The following is a 16,456-nucleotide window of genomic DNA, read 5'->3' on the forward strand; positions in this document are numbered from 1 at the left end:
GCAGGGGTTGTCGGCCGCACGGGCAGGTACTTGTATCGAGGTCACCGCCGACACCGGTTCCGACAGATTCGGAGTGACCCATGCTGGACGAACGGTTCGAGGGGATCCTGCGGGGTTACCTGGCCTTCCTGTCGCCGACCGACACCCTCACCGAGGACACCCCGCTGCGCGACTTCGGCCTGGACTCGATGGCCACCGTGGAGCTGATCTCCGACCTCGAGTCGACGTACCGGGTCCGGTTCGTCGACGACCTGCTGAGCCTGGAGAACTTCGCCACCCCCGGCACGATCTGGGCGAGCCTCACCGCGTTGGGCGTCACGGGCCGGGTGACCGAGGCCCGGGTCGGCCACTGACCCGTGACGCCCGTGTGAGGCAATGCTGGTGCAGCCCCGTACCCCCGGAAACCCCTAGCGCCCCCTGACGTGCGCGGCCCGGCGGGCCCGGCCGGCCGGCTCCGCGGGCGACGGTTTCCCGCACCGCTGTGGCGCCCCGACCGGGTCCGGTCGGGGCGCCGTCGTACGTCCGGACAGCAGAGCGCCCGTCCGGAGCACTGTCCCGGATGCTCCGGACGGGCGCGGTCTCCCCTCAGCCGGCCAGCTCCTCCCAGTCCTGCCCGGCGTGGAGCAGCCCGGCGGCACCCTCGCCGCGGGACTCCGACAGCCGCTTGCGCAGCTCGTGCTCGGCCGGCAGGTCCGTGCGCCGGGTGATGCCGAGCTTGCGGTAGACCCGGGTCAGGTGCTGCTCGACGGTGCTGACGGTGATGTACAACGTCTGGCTGATCTCCCGGTTGGTGTGACCCAACGCGGCCAGCTTCGCCACCCGACGCTCGGCCTCGCTGAGCACGTGCCGCCCCTCCTTCTCCCGGTCGTGCCAGCGGCCGACCAGCGCGGGCGGCTCGACCGGCCGGTCCCCGCCGGCGGGGACCGCCGGCCCGGTCGTACCCGCCTGCGCGACCTGCGCGGCCCGCCGGGCCAGCACCCGCGCCCGGTCGAACTCCCCGAGCTGCTGCCGGACGACGCTGAACGCGGTCAGCGCCTTGGACAGCTCCAGCCGGTCGTCGGCCGCCTGGAGGCACTCCACGCTCTGCCGCAGCAGCGTCGGACGCTGCGCCGGTTCGCTGGCGGCGGCGAGCACCCGCAGCGAGATGCCCCGCACCCGGACGTCGGCCCCGCGGGCCCGCTCCAGTTGCTGGGTGAGCAGGTCCCGGGCCTCGACGGAGCGGCCGAGCCGCAGGTTCACCTCGGCCAGGTCGCTGCGCCACGGGATCAGCGCCGGCACGTCCACGTCCCATTCGCGCATCAGCCGGCCGCACAGCTGGAAGTCCCGCCCGGCGGCGAGCACCCGATCGGTGGCCAGGTGGTACTGCCCCCGGGCCCGCAGGTACGGCAGGCTGAACACGGTGCCGAACATCGAGTCGGGCACCGGCGCCTGGAGCACCTGCGCCGCCTGCTCGAACTCGCCCCGCGCCGTCCGCGCGACGATCAGGGTGGCGCGCGGCTGACCGATCAGGACCCCCCAGCCCTTCTCCGGCAGCAGGGCCAGCGCCTGCTCGGCGTGCCGGATCGCGTTGACCAGGTCACCGCGCCGGTACGCGATGCTGCCCGCCAGCGAGGAGAGCACCGCCTGCCAGGTGACCTCCCCCCGCTCCGCGGCCTGCCGCAGCAGCCGGTCGCACCAGGTGCGGGCGAGTTCCGGCTTGTTGCCGCGCTGCACCGCGAGCAACGCTGCGGCCACCACCTCCAGTGGAGTCTCACCGATCTGGCAGCTGCGCAGGATGTGCTCGGCACTGGTGGTGGCGGCCTCCCCGCCGCCCCGGCCCCAGAGCGAGGTGAGCCGCTGCGCGGCGTCCGCCCAGAGGTCCCTCGGGTGGGTGGTGCCGTTGGACCCGAACTCGGGCAGCCGCCCGCGGGCCGTGCCGAGGAACCAGTGGAAGCTGACGGCCAGTTCGGCCGCCGTCTGCGCGTCGACCGGGTCGCCGGACGCGCCGAGCGCCGTGGCCGCCTGGGCCGCCGCGTCCTCGTCGCCGTTCCAGAGGCTGTAGCGGATCACCGCCGCCGCGTCCGGCCCGTGCAGTTCCCCGTCCTGCACCGCGCCCTGCAGGCAGGGCAGGTACGCCAGCGTGGCCGAGGGGTTCCGTCGCCAGAGCACGCCGGTCAGCGCGTGCATGATGGCGATCCGTTCCCTGCGGTCGGTGCAGCCGGAGAGCGCGAGTTCCAGGTAGCGCACCGCCTGGTCGGGGTCGTCCCCGGCCAGCGCCTGGTCGGCGGCGGTACGCAGGACGGCGACCGCCCAGTCGGCGGGCACCTGCTCGGCGTGGAGCAGGTGCCGCCCGACCTCGGCCGCCGGGGCACCCTGCTGGTGCAGCAGGTCGGCGGCGCGGACGTAGACGGCGGCCCGATCGGCCGCGCTCATGCTCTCCAGCACCGTGGTGCCGCCGAGGCTGTGCCGCATGCGGCAGTCCCGCAGCACGCCGGCCTCGGTCAGTATTCCGACGATCTCCTCGGCGGTTTCCGTCCGCATTCCGAGAAGACGGCCGATCAGGGCCGGATCGGAACGGTCGTCCAGCACCGCGGCCGCGGCGGCCACGTCCAGCAGCTGCGCGTCCCACCGGTGCAGGCCGGCGAGCACGGCATGGGCATATCCGTCACCGACGACGGGCGTGGCCCCGTCCTCGTTGCCGACTTCCGCCGCATTGTCGTCGAGCAGCGCGTGCACCAACAGCGGATTACCATTCGTCAGTTCGTGGTATTCCTGCGCAACCGAATCGGGCGCTGCCTTTCCCCATTTCCTGGCGAGCAGATCGGCGATGTCCGGCACGGTCAGCGCGGACAACTTGATGCTCTCGTGCGGTTGGCGGGTGAGTTCCGTGTAGAAAAGCGGCAGAGTCGGCCGGCGCCGGTGCCACTTGCCGAGGACGAGCAGCATTCGGGCCGCATCCATCCGTCGCTGCAAGGACAACAACAGCCGCAGCGAGGCGGAATCGGCGAACTGCAGATCGTCGATGACGATCACGACGGTGCGCTCCCGGGCCAGGCCCAGCAGCACCCCGCAGAACTCACGCATCCAGCCCGATCGAGCATCGGGCTCCGCAGGTGGGTCCGACCATCCCCCGTCCTGGCCGGTCGGGTCCACCGAACCGATGAGCCGGGCGGCCCGTTCGGGCAGCGCGTGCACCAGGTCGGCACTCCGGAACAACTGGTCGACCACGCCGAGCGGCACCGACTGCTCCGCCCGCGATCCCGTACCAGTCAGAAGTAACGCATCCGTCTCCGCCACGTAACGCGAAAATTGACGGAGCAGATATGTTTTACCGCTGGCCAGTCCCCCCTCGACGAGCGCCAGTCGACCGGTTGAGCCGTCGCATTGGCGAAGGAGCCCTTGCAACAGCGACAGGGCCCCCTCATATCCCATGGTCGCCACGTTTGCATACCCCTAGATAGCGTAGTAGTCGAAACGCTCCAACACTGGTAGCCACGTTGCCGCGTATCATATCCGCAGATCGACGGTGATGCCAGTCCACCCTCTTTAGCACAGATCGGGCACAGGCCCCTGGCCAGGCCGTTCTGTCGGCGATCCGATCCAGGCGAATTGCAGAATGTCCAGTTCGTCGGTGTGTCCCATTTTTATTGCGTCTGCACACGTCGCCGGCTCGACCGCTAATCAATACGAGGATCGCTGTGAACGATCTTCAGGTGTCACGAAACGTTACTTGATCCGGCAACTTATTGTTCACTTTCCTAAGCCCAGTGCGGCCGCTTCTCCGCATTCGCGCAGGTCCGCTCCGCTCCTACCGGGTCGCGCCGGCGGGGCACCGGCCCGCACCCGCCGGCCCGTGGTCACCCGACAGCCGGTCTGTGACCTGGCCGTGACCTGACCGGACCTCGGCGGGGCCGGTCGACCGCCCGGACGAGGGGCCTTCACGCGCTGGCCGTCCGGCCGGCCGGGACCGCCGGACAGCGATGCGACTCGCGCCGCTGGGACCGCCACCAGCGGCGTCCCATCCCGCTGCAGGCCGGTCGGCCTGACCCTTTCCCGACAGGCGGCCCGTCCCACCTCCCGCAGAACCCGGCGTGTCACGTCGTCCCGGTGGCGCCCCGGAAGGCGGGCGGCCCACATCGGAGCGCCCAGGGCGTGCTGGACCACCCCACCTGGGGCGCGGTGATGACCAGGGCCGCCCGGCAGCCGCTGCGGTGCCAATGGCCACCGACCCGGGCTCGCCGGCGGCGCGCCGCCACCCACCGGAACCAGCGGGCCTGACCAGCTGCCGTTCCACCAGCTCGAGCCGGCCGACGCCCGTCAGCCGCCCAGCGGCACCGGCTACCGGTGGTCGACGCCCGGCCGCCCCGCTCGACGCCCCCGGTCATGTCGCCGACGGCAGGTCGCCCGAGCGACCGCCGCCGACGCCGAGCGCCCGACGACTCCCCGATCGACGGCGAGAACCCCTCCCCGCTTTGCGGCGTGTCGGGGCATCCCGGCCGATCGTCACCCCGACACACCGCAAACCGCGCCGCACCACGGGCAGCGCGGCGTCGGCGCTCTGCGCCAGGTGGTGCCCTGACCGCCCGACCAGTTCAGGATCGGCGCAGCCGGATCCAAGGCCTGTGAAGCGACGAGGCGGCGCGCCCGACGAATCGTCGGGCGCGCCGCCATCGCTGACCTCACGTCCTGCTCCGGGTCGCTAGCTCCTTGCCCCGGGTCACGGTCCCGCCAACGCGGCGCCTGCATCGACCGCCCGTGGCAGAGCGCCCAGCCCCACCCAGGGGGGAGGCGGACCGACCCGGCCCGCCCCGCCCGGTGGCCGCTACTTGGTGGCCCGCACCGGGCCCGGCACCCCGGGGCTGACCGGCGCGGTGGCCGGCTTGCCGAGGTCCCGGTAGAGCCGCCCGGGCCACCAGCTCGCCCGGCCGATGTCGAAGGAGAGCGCCGGCACCAGCAGGGTCCGCACCAGGAAGGCGTCGAGGAGGACACCCACCGCGACCACCACCCCGAACTGGATCATGTCGACCACCGGCATGGAGGCGAAGACCGCGAAGGTCGCCGCCAGCACGATGCCGGCCGAGGTGATGACGCTGCCGGTGGTCGACAGACCACGGCGTACGCCCTCGGCGTGGCCGTGGCGCGCGGCCTCCTCGTGCACCCGGGTCATCAGGAAGATGTTGTAGTCGACGCCGAGTGCCGCGAGGAAGACGAAGCTGACCAGCGGCAACTGCCAGGCCGTCCCCTCGTGCCCGAACACGTGCTTGAAGAGCAGGTGCGACGCGCCCAGGGCGGCGAAGTAGGACGCCACCACCGTGCCGAGCAGGACCAGCGGCGCCACCAGGGCGCGGAGCAGGATGATCAGGAACAGCAGGATCACCGCCAGCACGACCGGGATGACCACCTTGGCGTCCCGGCTGGAGGCCCGGTCGATGTCGAGGGTCTCCGCCGTCGTGCCGCCGACCTTCGCGTTGGCCCCGGGTACGGCGTGCACCGCGTCCCGGATGTCGTCGATGGTCTCCTTCGCCGCGGCGCTGTCCGGCGCGTCCCGGAGCACCACGTCGATGATGACCCGGCGTCCGTCCGGGCTGGGCGACTCCTGGCCGACCGTCGCACCGTCGACACCGGCTGCGGCGGCCTTGACCGGCCCGGCCGCGGCGGCGTCGGCGACCAGGATGGCCGGGTCGGACGCGCCGGACGGGAAGTGCCGGGCGAGCTTCTCCTGCGCGGTGACCGACTGGGGCTTGGTCTGGAACACCTCGGTCTGGGCCAGCCCCATCTTGATGTCGAGCGCGCTGACGGCGAGGCCACCGATCACGATCAGGCAGCCGAGCCAGACCACCCGGGGGTGGCGGCCGACGGCCGTACCGATGCGGGACCAGAACCCGCGCCCTTCCCGGGCCTCCTGGCCGAACTTCGGCACGAACGGCCAGAACACCCACCGGCCGGCGATCACCAGCAGCGCCGGCAGGATGGTGACCATCGCCAGGTACGCGCAGAGCACGCCGGTGGCGCCGACCAGGCCGAGGCTGCGGGCGCTCTGCATGTCGGCGAGGGCGAGGCAGGCCAGACCGACCACGACGGTCGCCGCGGAGGCGAGGATCGCCGGGCCCGAGCGGCGCAGCGCGATGCCCATGGCCAGGTGCTTGTCGGCGTGCCGGCGCAGCTCCTCGCGGTAGCGGGCGATGAGCAGCAGCGCGTAGTCGGTGCCGACGCCGAACAGCAGGATCATCAGCAGACTGGAGCTCGCCGGGTTGACCGGCAGCCCGGCGTGCTTGGCGAGCAGGTACGCCACGCCCTGGGTGAGCGCGCTGGCGAAGCCGACGGCCAGCAGCGGGAAGATCCAGAGGAACGGACTGCGGTAGATCAGCAACAGCAGCACCACGACGATCGAGCTGGTCGCAATCATCAGGTTGACGTCGAGGTTCTCGAACGCCTGGGTGTAGTCGTTGAGCAGGCCACCGGGGCCGCCGAGGTCGACGTCGAGCCCGGCCGGTGCGCCGGCCTGGGCGGCGGCCCGCAGGTCCTTGACCGCGAAGTCGATCTCCACGTCGTCGCGGGTGAGCGGCACGACCAGCATGAGCGCCTTGCCGTCCTGCGACGGGATGGCCGGCTCGATGGCCGCGCCGCCGTCGGCGAACCTGGCGAAGGCCGCACGGTCGGCCTCCACCTTGCTCCGGTCGGCGTCCTGGATCCCGGCCTCCCGGGTGTAGACGGCGACGACCGGGACGGCCTCCGAGGCGGAGCGGTACTTGTCCAGCTCCTCCATCACGGCGGTGGACTCGGCGCCGCGCGGGAGGCTGCCCGAGGGAGTGCGGTCCTCGTAGTCCTCGATCTTGCCGAAGAGCGGGCCGAGCACGACGGCGAGGACAATCCACAACGCGAGGATGGCCCACTTGGAACGCCGACCACTCGGCAGTTTGGCCAGTAGCCCGACAGAATCGCTCATTGAGCCGAAACCCTTCTATGCCCGTCTATGCCGATTTCATCGTCCAGGGCACGGAGATCCCGGCGTCGTCCGCCTGGAGACGGGGACAAGACCTCGTCGCTCATCGGGCCTGAACGGCCATTTCCAAAGGTGCCCCACCACACGGGGCACGCTTCTGCGTATGCCCCACGCGTACATGCTAAGCAGTACGGCAGAACACCGTCAAGCTCTTCGGCAGAGTGTCCGATCAGTTTCGCCGACCCCGCCCACAACCGCGCTGACCTGCGGTAACGGCGATGAACCTGGGGTGGCCGGGAGGGCGGCTAGGGGATCGGTCGCCGGGGTTAGGGGGCGACCGTTCTGGTCGTGCCGCCGCGGGCGGTGGTTACGTGAGAACCCGACCGGCCGGTTGACGCGGGTCGACGTCGGCGAGCGTGAGGGGCGACGGCGCATGGTGGACAAACCGCATTCCAACCTCGGGTCCCGGGTGGCCGAGCTGCATTCCGTCAAGGCCACGGCCGTGGCCGGACCGGGGCCCCGAGCCACGGCGCAGCAGCACGCCAAGGGCAAACTGACCGTCCGGGAACGGCTCGACCTGCTGTTCGATCCGGGCACCTTCCGGGAGATCGAGCAGCTGCGCCGGCACCGGGCCGCCGGCTTCGGGCTGGAGGACCGCCGCCCGCACACCGACGGCGTGGTGACCGGCTGGGGCAAGGTCGACGGCCGGACGGTCTTCGCGTACGCGCACGACTTCCGGATCTTCGGCGGGTCGCTGGGCGAGGCCCACGCCGACAAGATCCACAAGATCATGGACATGGCCGAATCGGCCGGCGCGCCCCTGGTCTGCCTCGGTGACGGCGCGGGCGCCCGGATCCAGGAGGGGGTCACCGCCCTGGCCGGGTACGGCGGCATCTTCCGCCGCAACGTGCAGGCGTCCGGGGTGATCCCCCAGATCAGCGTGATGCTCGGGCCCTGCGCCGGCGGCGCGGCGTACTCCCCGGCGCTGACCGACTTCGTCTTCGCCGTGCGCAACGTGGCCCAGATGTACCTCACCGGGCCGGACGTGGTGCAGGCGGTGACCGGCGAGACGGTGACGCACGAGCAGCTCGGCGGCGCGGAGGTGCACGCCTCGGTCACCGGCACCGTCTCGTTCGCGTACGACACCGAGGCGGAGTGCCTGGCCGACGTGCGGCACCTGCTCTCGCTGCTGCCCTCCAACAACCGGGAGCTGCCCCCGGTGCACCCCACCGGGGACCCGCCGGACCGCCGCTGCCCGCGCCTGCTCGACCTGGTGCCGGCCGATTCCCGCGGCTCGTACGACATGCGCGAGGTGATCGAGGAGATCGTCGACGACGGGGACCTGCTGGAGGTGCACGCCTCCTGGGCCCGCAACATAGTCTGCGGTCTGGCCCGGCTGGACGGGCACGTGGTGGGCATCGTCGCCAACCAGCCCCGGATGCTCGCCGGCGCCCTCGACGGGCCGGCCTCGGCCAAGGCGGCCCGCTTCGTGCAGACCTGCGACGCCTTCAGCATCCCGCTGGTGACCCTGGTCGACGTGCCCGGCTTCCTGCCCGGCACCGCGCAGGAGCACAGCGGGATCATCCGGCACGGCGCCCAGCTGCTGTACGCGTACTGCTCGGCGACCGTGCCCCGGATCCAGGTGATCCTGCGCAAGGCGTACGGCGGGGCGTACATCGTGATGGACTCCCGGTCGATCGGCGCGGACCTCTCCTTCGCCTGGCCGAGCAACGAGATCGCGGTGATGGGCGCGGAGAGCGCGGCCAACGTGGTGTTCCGCCGGGAGATCGCGGCGGCGCCGGACCCGGAGGCGGCCCGGCGGCAGCGGATCAAGCAGTACGAGCAGGAGCTGGTCCATCCCTACTACGCGGCCGAGCGGGGCCTGGTGGACGACGTCATCGACCCGGCGGAGACGCGCGCGGTGCTGGTCGGGGCGCTGGAGACGCTGCGGGCCAAACGGGTGCAGCTGCCGGGGCGCAAGCACGGGAACCCGCCGACGTGACCGCGCCGGAGGGTTTCGACGCGGCCGGGCCGGTCCCCCGTCTGGTGGTGGTCCGGGGCGCTCCCACCGAGGAGGAGCTCGCGGCGGCCACGGTGGCGCTGATGTGCTCGCTGCGCGCCGCCCGGGACGGGAGCGCGACCGTCTCGCGGCGGGCCGAGGCGTCCTGGTCGGCCGTGGACTACCGGGCGCCGGGCGCCTGGGCCTCGCGATGCCACTGACCCCCTCGACACCGCCGCCGCGGCACGACCGGGTCGCGACGGCACCGGGGCGCCGGCGGTCGGCGTGGTCAGTCCTCCCGCACCAGCCCGGCCTCGCGCAGTTCGTCGAGCCACCGGCCGATGACCACGATGATCTCCGCCCGGTCGGCCTGCCAGCTGGTGGCCACCTCGTCGGCCGCCAGGTGGAGGTCGCCGCCGTGCCGTTGCAGCGAGATCCAGGAGACCGTGACGAAGGGCGGATACCGGTACGTGACGGCGGTGGGCTGCCGGTGCAGGATCAGCCACCCGTCCGGGGACACCGTGACCTCCACGTTGCGTTCCCAACGCAGGCCCACCATTCCTCCCGACATCGCCCTCATCCGCTCTCCGTGCGCTCCGATCACCGTCGCCCTCACCTCCCGGGTGGCCCGCCCCGGCGACCACCCGTGGGTGCCCTCTCCCGCGCCGCCGGCCGCCTCCGCCCTCGCGTCCGCGCCGCCGCATCGTTCGCCGCCCTCCACCGCCGCGTCCGCACGGGGCGCGACGAAACGAATGAAGTCGAGCATCAATGCGACAAGTGAGAACGAAATGAGTGTGGCGACTTTCCCGGCGTCAACCTCGAACCGAACAGAAATCAGCTCGGGAAAGGACTCCGAAATCTTCTGTGTATGCCGTATACCGTTATGTGCAGACCGTACACACCGCGTACTCGGCGCGTCAAGCCCACACCGCGCGACGGGCCCCGGACCGGTCTCCCGGAACCCCCATGGGCGGTCGACGGACTCCTTCCGGATCACGGCGGTGAGCAGTGCCAATGGTCGCCACCTAGGGGTCGGCGAACGTTCCGCCGGGCCACAAGTCAGGGTCATCCCCCATCTGATCCCGGATGACGGAAAATGAGTGAAAGCCTTTCCGAACGCGTCGCCGCCGAGCCGGCAGCGATGATTCCGCGCATTGTCGGGCACGGGAAATCCAGCCCCGCCACCTCCCATTGCGGGCCGTGGCGACAGGCACGGGGGAAGCCCTCGACCACAGCGGGGCCAACCCCGGGCCGACACGACCCCGGCGCCGCCCGGCGAGCCGCCGCCGGCAGGCGCGCGACGGGCGCTGAAAAACGGGCCTGACCTGCGGCATCGAAGCCGGTTGACAGGCAAACATCGAACTGCGTACAGTCTACACGAATCAGCGTACGGGGCACGCAGAAGACCACCCGGAGCAGGGACGGCGAGGAGTGCAACCACGATGGCCTACGAATTGGCAATAGAAGCCACCGGGCTACGAAAGTCCTACGGCGACGTGCAGGTGCTCAAGGGCGTGGACGTCAACGTCCCCCGGGGCAGCGTCTTCGCCCTGCTGGGCCCGAACGGGTCGGGCAAGACCACCACCGTCCGCATCCTCTCGACGCTCACCTCCCTCGACGCGGGCCGCGCCCGGGTCGCCGGCTTCGACGTCGTCAAGGAGCGCCGCAAGGTGCGGCGGGCCATCACCCTCACCGGGCAGTACGCGGCGATCGACAAGAACCAGACCGGCGAGGAGAACCTGCGCATGATGGGCCGGCTCACCGGCCTGTCCCGCGCCGAGGCGCAGGAACGCGCGACGCAACTGCTCGCCCGGTTCGACCTGACCGACGCCGGTGGCCGTCGGCTGGCCACCTACTCCGGCGGCATGGCCCGCCGGCTCGACCTCGCCGCGAGCCTGGTCGGGGCGCCGTCGGTGGTCTTCCTCGACGAGCCGACCACCGGCCTGGACCCGCGCAGCCGCCTCGCGCTGTGGGGCGTCATCGCCGACCTGGCCGCCAACGGCCTGACCATCTTCCTGACCACGCAGTACCTGGAGGAGGCCGACCGGCTGGCCGACCGGGTGGCCCTGCTCGACGGCGGCACCATCGTCGCCGAGGGCACGCCCACCCAGCTCAAGGAGCGGGTCGCCGGTCAGCGCCTCGACCTGGAGCTGGTCGACCGCACGGCGCTGGAGGACGTCCTCATGCTGCTGGGCGAGCGGGTGGTCACCAAGGATCTCGACCTGCTGACGATCGGGGTCACCACCGACGGCTCCGCCAACCAGGTGCGGGCCGTGCTGGACGAGGCAGACCCGCAGCGCAACCGGATCACGAAGTTCCAGGTGCACAGCGCGACGCTGGACGACGTGTTCCTGGCGCTGACGGGTCACCCCACCCCGGCCCCGGAGGTGGAGAGAGTGAAGGAGACAGTCGGTGACTGAGACCATCGTCCTGCGCAACCGGCCCCGGCCCACCTCGCTGGGGACCGACATGGTGACCATGATCGGGCGCTGCACCCGGCTGACCAGCCGGGACCTGGACGCCCTGATGATGGCGCTGATGCTGCCCATCATGATGATGGTGCTCTTCGTCTACCTCTTCGGCGGGGCGATCCAGACCGGCGGCGACTACGTGACCTACGTGTCCCCCGGCGTGCTGCTGCTCTGCACGGTGTGGGGAGCCGCCCAGACCGGCGTGGGCGTCGCCAACGACATGAGCACCGGCATCATCGACCGCTTCCGGTCCATGGACGTCAGCGGGGCGGTGCTGCTCGGCGGCCACGTCACCGCCAGCGTCATCAAGAACGTCGTCTCCACCGTCGTGGTGATCGCGGTGGCCCTGCTCATCGGGTTCCGGCCCGAGGCCAGCCTGCTCCAGTGGCTCGCCGCCGGCGGCATCCTGGTCACCTTCATCCTGGCGATGTCCTGGCTCTCCGCGGTGGTCGGGCTGCTCACCAAGTCCACCGACGCGGCGGCCAGCTTCGCCTTCATCATGATGTTCCTGCCGTACGTCAGCAGCGCGTTCGTGCCGATCGACACGCTGCCCGGCTGGCTGCAGGGCGTGGCCCGGCACCAGCCGTCGACGCCGATCATCGAGAGCGTCCGCGGGTTCCTGCTCGACCGGCCGGTCGGCGACAACCCGTGGATCGCCCTCACCTGGTCCGTCGGCATCCTCGTCGTCTCCGTCACCCTCGCCGCGGTCTTCTTCCAGACAAAGACCGACTGACCGCCGGCGTCGGTCACCGACAGCGAAGGCCCTTCTCCTCCCCCGTTGGAGAAGGGCCTTCGCGCATGCGTCGGCAAGGCCACACGAGAAGGGCGCCGCCTCCGTCGGGAGGCGGCGCCCTTCTCGGCGTACGCGGGTCAGGCGGTCTTGCGCCAGAAGACCCCGCCGTTGTCCACCGGCCGGATCTCGTCGGTGATCCCGTGCTCGTCGCGGTACTCGTGCACCGCCGCCCGGCAGGGCTCCATGTTGTAGTCGTCGATGATGATGAAGCCGCCCGCGGAGAGCTTCGGGTAGAGCGGGATCAGCGCCTCCCGGGTCGACTCGTACAGGTCGCCGTCGAGGCGCAGCACGGCGATCGAGGAGATCGGCGCAGCCGGCAGGGTGTCGGAGAACCACCCCTCCAGGAACTCCACCTGCTCGTCGAGCAGGTCGTACGCCTTGAAGTTGGCCCGTACGGCGTCCGCCGAGACGCTGAGCATGCTGTTCAGGTTGTGCAGGGCCATCTCCTGGTCGAGGGGGTGGCTGCCCTCCCCCGCCTCGGGCACGCCCTCGAAGGAGTCGGCGGCCCAGACCCGCCGGTCGGTGACGCCGTGCGCCTTGAGGATGGCGCGCATCAGGATGGTGACGCCGCCGCGCCACACGCCCGTCTCGACCAGGTCCCCGGGGATCTGGTCGGCCAGCACGCGCTCGACGCACTCCTGCACGTTGTCCAGGCCCTCGAGACCGACCAGGGTGTGCGCGGCGGAGGTCCCGGGCAGGCCCCCCTCGGGCACCGCGGCGCCCTCGGCCCCCGTCCACCAGGGGGCCGCGTTGTCGGTGTAGATCTCGTTGGCGATCACCTTCTTGATCAGCTCAAGGTAGAGCGTGACGCCCGTGTCGGTCATCTGTCCGTCCTGTTCCGCGGCCGGCGCGCGTGCCGACGCCGCTGTCGATCGGTCCTTGGTTGCCCGTGCCGGGCGCCGGTCGGGCCGCGCCGCATCCGGCACGGCCCGACCGCCGGCTGTCCACCACCCCGCCCTAGGGGTACGGCGGGGTGGTGTCAGAGGTGCTGCATGGCCAGCGCGCCACCGTCGATCTTGATCTGGCTGCCGGTGACGTACCGCGACTCGTCGGAGGCCAGGTAGACCACGGCGTGCGTCACGTCGGCCTGGGTCACGTGCGAGATCGGCATGGCGTGGATGGCGCTCAGGATCGGCGCGACGTCCTCGACGGTGGGGTCGTCGAGATCGGGCCGGTAGGTCTGGAACATCGACTTGTTGAAGGCCATGTCGGTGTCCACCGTGGTCGGGTGCACCGAGTTGACCCGCCCGCTGGTCGGCGCGAGTTGCAGGGCCAGCGCCTTCACGTAGTCGACCAGGACGTGCTTGGCGAACCGGTAACCGGCGTACCCGGCGCCCGCCATCACGTCGGAAGGCATCGGCGGCAGGAAACTCGCGATCGAGCCGACGATGATCACCGACACGCCCTCGTTGAAGTGCGGCAGCGCGGCGTGCACCGTGTTCAGCACGCCGGCGAGGTTGACGTCGATGGTGCCGGTGAAGGCGCTGATCGGCTGGTCCGGCCCCATCGGCAGGATGCCGGCGTTCGGGATCAGGACGTCGATCTTCCCCAGCTCGGCGACGCCCTCCTCGATGGCCGAGCGCAGCGCGGCGTAGTCGCGGACGTCCGCGTGCCGGACGACCACGCGGCGACCGGTCTCCTTGACCAGGCGCGCCGTCTCCTCCAGGTCCTCGTTGCCGGCCATGCCGTAGCCGGCCGTGTCGATGTCCCTGCAGATGTCGATCGCGATGATGTCGGCGCCCTCCTCGGCCAGCCGGACCGCGTGGCTGCGCCCCTGACCACGGGCCGCGCCCGTGATGACGACGACCTTGTTCTCCGCCCGCCCCATGTGGGTCTCCCTCTGCCGGATCGCGTGAAAGGTGAGTCGAGACCGACCGGGAGCAGCGCCGCGTGCGGCGGTCATTCTCGCGTACGGTGGCCCGCTCGGGGCCGACGCTAACCACGTACGGGACGCCCGAGTACCCCTTCCGACCCCTACTGCTGCCGCGAACGGCGCGGCCGGCGGGCCACCGCGCCCGCCTGCGGTCGCCCGGCCCGGATCGATCGTTCCGCCCCGGACCGGCCGCCGGCCGTATCACGATGTCCGGGGGGCCGGCGACCGGCGGGCCCGCCCGCGCCCGGGCGGGTGGCGTCGGGCCGTCGGCCGGGAACCGGTCGGGACGGCGCGGCCGCAGCGGCGGCGTGCCGACCGCCGCCGGCGGAGGGGGTGACGTGGAGGCGCTGTTCCTGATCGTGGTCCTGGCCGCCACGGTGCTGGTCGGCACCACCCTCGGTGGCCGCTACAGCGTGGCCCCGCCGGTCCTGCTGATCACCATGGGTGCGCTGCTCGCACTGCTCCCACCGCTGTCCCACGTGGTGCTGGAGCCGGAGGTGGTGCTGCTGCTCTTCCTGCCGGCGATCCTCTACCGGGAGAGCCTGGTCGTCAGCCTCCGCGAGATCCGGGCGAACCTGCCGGCGATCGCGTTGCTCGCCGTGGTGCTGGTGGGGATCACGATGGTCGCGGTGTCGCTGGCCGTGCAGCAGCTCGGGGTGGAACCGGCCGCGGCCTGGGCGCTGGGCGCGGTGCTCGCGCCTACCGACGCCGCGGCGGTCGCCGGCCTGGCCAAGCGGATGCCCCGCCGGCTCCTGACGACGTTGCGCGCGGAGAGCCTGATCAACGACGGCACCGCGCTGGTGCTCTTCTCCGTCACGGTCGGCCTGATCGTCGGCGGCGCCTGGCCGGACGCACCGGCCCTGCTCGGGGAGTTCGGCCTCGCGGCCGGGGGCGGGGTCGCCGCCGGCCTGCTGGCCGGCGCGGTCGTGATCGCGATCCGCCTACGAATCGACGACCCGCTGCGCGAGGGCGCGCTGAGCGTGCTGACCCCGTTCCTCGCGTTCCTGCTGGCGGAGCTCGTCCATGCCAGCGGCGTGCTGGCGGTGGTGGTCGCCGGTCTCATCCTGTCCTACTACGGACCTCGCGTGATCCGGGCTCGCTCCCGGGTGCTGGCCTACGCCTTCTGGGACCTCTCCACCTTCCTGATCAACGGTTCGTTGTTCGTCCTGCTCGGCATGCAGATCCCCCGGGCGGCGGAGAGCATCACCAGCACCTCGACGACGCAGGCGCTGGCCATCGGGGCGGTGGCGACGGCCGTGGTCGTGGTGACCCGGATGGTGATGGTGCACATTGCCGGGTTCGGCCTGGAACTCGTCGAACGGCGCAAGCGGCAACGCCGGGGCCCGACCGGCTGGCGGGTGCGCACCGCCGCCGGGTGGGCGGGATTCCGCGGCGCGGTGTCCCTCGCGGCGGCGCTCGCGGTGCCGACGACGACCGCCGCGGGGGCCCCGGTCGCCGAACGTGACCTGATCATCTTCTGCACCGCGATGGTCATCCTGCTGACGATCCTGATCCAGGGCACCACGCTGCCGGCCGTGCTCAACTGGGCGCGGCTCAGGGGCGACACCGAGCAGGAGGAGGAGGTCCGGCAGGCCCGGACGGCGGCCACCCGGGCCGGCCTGGCCGCACTGCCCGAGGTCGCCGCCGGAGTCGGCGTCGACGAGGACGTGGTCCACCGGCTCCGCTCCGACTACCAGCGGCACCTCGACGATGTGCTCACCGCCGAGACCGGCGACGAGGCCGCCGAGGCGCGAGAGCGTGACCGCCGCCTCCGGCTCCAGCTTCTCGACCACAAGCGCCGCGAAATCAACCGGCTGCGCGACAACAACGAGATCGACGACGCCGTGCAGCGGGAGGTGCAGGCCGCGCTGGACATCGAGGAGATCCGGCTGCTGGGGCCGAGCGCCAGCGATTGACGCGCCGGCGTCCGCCGGTCCCTCGGCGACCGGGTCGAGCTGGCGATGTACGAGGCGGGGCACGTGTTCACCGCGCCGATGCGGGAACGGGCCTACGAGTTTCTGCGGCAGCGGTGCTGACCGGGCGTCAGGCACCCAGCCGCTGCCGGGCCAGGAACTTCGGCACGACCATCCGCCACGCCTCGCTCACCAGCTCGGTCATCCGGTCGTGGTCGAGCCGGTCGAGGTGGCAGCAGACCCAGTGGAAGCGCAGGTCGGACGCCCGGGGCAGGACGAAGACGTCCGGCTCGCCGGCGACGAGCGCAGCGCGTTCCTCCTTCGGGTAGCCGAAGCCCATCATGGTCTCGTCGCGGGAGAACGCGACGTACACGATGGCCCCGACCCGGAACTTCACCCGGTCGCGGATCAGGTGCTCGCTGGTGCGCGGCAACGTCAGTGCCAGCGCCCGTACGTCGGCGACGGTGACCATGTGGCGACCGTAG

The 16,456-nt window shown here is 71.7% G+C and carries 12 protein-coding genes; 6 read left to right on the top strand and 6 right to left on the bottom strand.

Translation table 11 applies throughout. The annotated features are described in order from the left end of the window. The first annotated feature begins 80 nt into the window (after positions 1 to 80). Positions 81 to 353, top strand: a complete 273-nt coding sequence (locus V6U88_RS20470; RefSeq protein ID WP_334455249.1) for an acyl carrier protein — start codon at positions 81 to 83, stop codon at positions 351 to 353. Between the two features lie 232 nt (positions 354 to 585). Here V6U88_RS20470 and V6U88_RS20475 read toward each other — a convergent pair whose 3' ends face one another. Both V6U88_RS20475 and V6U88_RS20480 read right to left on the bottom strand, forming a co-directional pair. Continuing rightward, positions 586 to 3,411: an AAA family ATPase gene (locus tag V6U88_RS20475; protein WP_334455251.1), complete on the bottom strand. Its 2,826-nt coding sequence runs from the start codon at positions 3,409 to 3,411 to the stop codon at positions 586 to 588. 1,390 nt (positions 3,412 to 4,801) lie between these two features. Then, positions 4,802 to 6,925 carry an MMPL family transporter gene (locus tag V6U88_RS20480; protein ID WP_334455254.1) on the bottom strand — a complete coding sequence of 708 codons (2,124 nt, stop codon included), beginning with the start codon at positions 6,923 to 6,925 and terminating at the stop codon, positions 4,802 to 4,804. A 430-nt stretch (positions 6,926 to 7,355) separates the two neighbouring features. Here V6U88_RS20480 and V6U88_RS20485 point away from each other — a divergent pair, with 430 nt between their 5' ends. Together V6U88_RS20485 and V6U88_RS20490 are read left to right on the top strand one after the other, a co-directional pair. Then, the gene (locus tag V6U88_RS20485; RefSeq protein ID WP_334455257.1) at positions 7,356 to 8,924 is read left to right on the top strand and encodes an acyl-CoA carboxylase subunit beta; all 1,569 of its coding nucleotides are present in this window, start codon (positions 7,356 to 7,358) and stop codon (positions 8,922 to 8,924) included. Further along, positions 8,921 to 9,142 (top strand): acyl-CoA carboxylase epsilon subunit, encoded by a 222-nt coding sequence (locus V6U88_RS20490; protein WP_334455258.1) that lies wholly within the window; start codon positions 8,921 to 8,923, stop codon positions 9,140 to 9,142. The genes V6U88_RS20485 and V6U88_RS20490 overlap by 4 nt, the downstream gene beginning before the upstream one ends. Before the next feature lie 68 nt (positions 9,143 to 9,210). Here V6U88_RS20490 and V6U88_RS20495 read toward each other — a convergent pair whose 3' ends face one another. Continuing rightward, positions 9,211 to 9,501: a hypothetical protein gene (locus V6U88_RS20495; RefSeq protein WP_334455260.1), complete on the bottom strand. Its 291-nt coding sequence runs from the start codon at positions 9,499 to 9,501 to the stop codon at positions 9,211 to 9,213. A gap of 862 nt (positions 9,502 to 10,363) precedes the next feature. On the opposite strand from V6U88_RS20495, the gene V6U88_RS20500 reads away from it, so the two are divergent. Both V6U88_RS20500 and V6U88_RS20505 read left to right on the top strand, forming a co-directional pair. After that, positions 10,364 to 11,341 (top strand): ATP-binding cassette domain-containing protein, encoded by a 978-nt coding sequence (locus V6U88_RS20500; RefSeq protein WP_334455261.1) that lies wholly within the window; start codon positions 10,364 to 10,366, stop codon positions 11,339 to 11,341. Further along, entirely contained in the window at positions 11,334 to 12,125 is a 792-nt protein-coding gene (locus V6U88_RS20505) for an ABC transporter permease (protein ID WP_334455262.1), read from the top strand. Before V6U88_RS20500 ends, V6U88_RS20505 begins: the two co-directional genes overlap by 8 nt. A 137-nt stretch (positions 12,126 to 12,262) precedes the next feature. Here the strand turns inward: V6U88_RS20505 and V6U88_RS20510 are convergent, their stop codons facing one another. Together V6U88_RS20510 and V6U88_RS20515 are read right to left on the bottom strand one after the other, a co-directional pair. Continuing rightward, complete coding sequence (locus tag V6U88_RS20510) at positions 12,263 to 13,009, bottom strand: TylF/MycF/NovP-related O-methyltransferase (protein ID WP_334455263.1); 747 nt, start codon at positions 13,007 to 13,009, stop codon at positions 12,263 to 12,265. Positions 13,010 to 13,164: 155 nt separating this feature from the next. After that, entirely contained in the window at positions 13,165 to 14,013 is an 849-nt protein-coding gene (locus V6U88_RS20515; RefSeq protein WP_334455265.1) for a mycofactocin-coupled SDR family oxidoreductase, read from the bottom strand. A 383-nt stretch (positions 14,014 to 14,396) separates the two neighbouring features. Here V6U88_RS20515 and V6U88_RS20520 point away from each other — a divergent pair, with 383 nt between their 5' ends. Continuing rightward, entirely contained in the window at positions 14,397 to 15,974 is a 1,578-nt protein-coding gene (locus V6U88_RS20520) for a Na+/H+ antiporter (RefSeq protein WP_334455266.1), read from the top strand. 127 nt (positions 15,975 to 16,101) lie between these two features. Here the strand turns inward: V6U88_RS20520 and V6U88_RS20525 are convergent, their stop codons facing one another. Continuing rightward, complete coding sequence (locus V6U88_RS20525) at positions 16,102 to 16,443, bottom strand: MmcQ/YjbR family DNA-binding protein (protein ID WP_334455267.1); 342 nt, start codon at positions 16,441 to 16,443, stop codon at positions 16,102 to 16,104. Positions 16,444 to 16,456 lie beyond the last annotated feature (13 nt).

This window comes from Micromonospora sp. CPCC 205739 (assembly GCF_036906795.1).
Lineage (GTDB): Bacteria > Actinomycetota > Actinomycetes > Mycobacteriales > Micromonosporaceae > Micromonospora.

What these genes read in the sequence shown, in the direction of transcription:
- V6U88_RS20480 (WP_334455254.1), bottom strand. Translation starts at nt 6,925, where the DNA reads ATGAGCGATTCTGTCGGGCTACTGGCCAAACTGCCGAGTGGTCGGCGT.
- V6U88_RS20495 (WP_334455260.1), bottom strand. Translation starts at nt 9,501, where the DNA reads ATGAGGGCGATGTCGGGAGGAATGGTGGGCCTGCGTTGGGAACGCAAC.
- V6U88_RS20525 (WP_334455267.1), bottom strand. Translation starts at nt 16,443, where the DNA reads ATGGTCACCGTCGCCGACGTACGGGCGCTGGCACTGACGTTGCCGCGC.
- V6U88_RS20515 (WP_334455265.1), bottom strand. Translation starts at nt 14,013, where the DNA reads ATGGGGCGGGCGGAGAACAAGGTCGTCGTCATCACGGGCGCGGCCCGT.
- V6U88_RS20510 (WP_334455263.1), bottom strand. Translation starts at nt 13,009, where the DNA reads ATGACCGACACGGGCGTCACGCTCTACCTTGAGCTGATCAAGAAGGTG.
- V6U88_RS20475 (WP_334455251.1), bottom strand. Translation starts at nt 3,411, where the DNA reads ATGGGATATGAGGGGGCCCTGTCGCTGTTGCAAGGGCTCCTTCGCCAA.
- V6U88_RS20485 (WP_334455257.1), top strand. Translation starts at nt 7,356, where the DNA reads ATGGTGGACAAACCGCATTCCAACCTCGGGTCCCGGGTGGCCGAGCTG.
- V6U88_RS20470 (WP_334455249.1), top strand. Translation starts at nt 81, where the DNA reads ATGCTGGACGAACGGTTCGAGGGGATCCTGCGGGGTTACCTGGCCTTC.
- V6U88_RS20500 (WP_334455261.1), top strand. Translation starts at nt 10,364, where the DNA reads ATGGCCTACGAATTGGCAATAGAAGCCACCGGGCTACGAAAGTCCTAC.